The sequence below is a fragment of the Mesorhizobium sp. LNHC229A00 genome, from assembly GCF_000502415.1.
Taxonomy (GTDB): domain Bacteria; phylum Pseudomonadota; class Alphaproteobacteria; order Rhizobiales; family Rhizobiaceae; genus Mesorhizobium.
In genome coordinates this window covers 1-626 of record NZ_AYWQ01000238.1, presented here as the reverse complement: position 1 = coordinate 626, position 626 = coordinate 1, and the positions used below count along the sequence as shown (strand labels likewise).

The 626-nt window shown below is 55.5% G+C and carries 1 protein-coding gene; it reads left to right on the top strand.

What is annotated here, in order from left to right; genetic code table 11:
* The coding region (locus X742_RS0139945) for a cytochrome c peroxidase (RefSeq protein WP_031248905.1) at positions 1-407 on the top strand (407 nt) is incomplete at its 5' end.
* Between the last annotated feature and the right edge of the window lie 219 nt (positions 408-626).

The window sequence follows — 626 nt, the reverse complement described above, 5'->3', positions numbered from 1 at the left end:
AGTGGTTCGATGCAGCTTTTCCGGCTGAAGCCGATCGGGTCACCTTCGACAACTTCGCCAAGGCAATCGAAGCCTTCGAGGCGACACTGGTCACACCGGCCCCGTTCGACAGCTTCCTGAATGGTGATGAGCTTGCCATGACTTCCGAACAGAAACAGGGCCTGGCGCTTTTCATGGACAAAGGCTGCTCGTCCTGCCATGCCGGCATCAACGTTGGTGGGCAAGCCTATTTCCCATTCGGCCTCGTGGAACAGCCCAGCGCCGAGGTCCTGCCGGAAAAAGACAAGGGCCGATTTGCGGTCACCAATGNCAATGATGCGACTTTTACTTGGACGGACGAATCGCGAGGTCCATTTCCGAATTGGCGGGACGCTAGCAATACCCGAAACCTGCCACCTCGCCCGTAGTCTGCGCGAATCAACTGGGGAAGCCGGACAGACGCGCAGCATCATATAATGTCGCCGCCTGAGCGAACGCGCCAAGCAGTCTACTTTGAGAAACGACGTGTGTACGATTTGTTCGAGGCGCGGGGCCGGTATGTTCCCAAGCATCAATACTATAGCGTAGTGTCACATTTATATTTCTGCGGGATGAGGACACGTGCCGAAGGAAAATTGCACATTTTC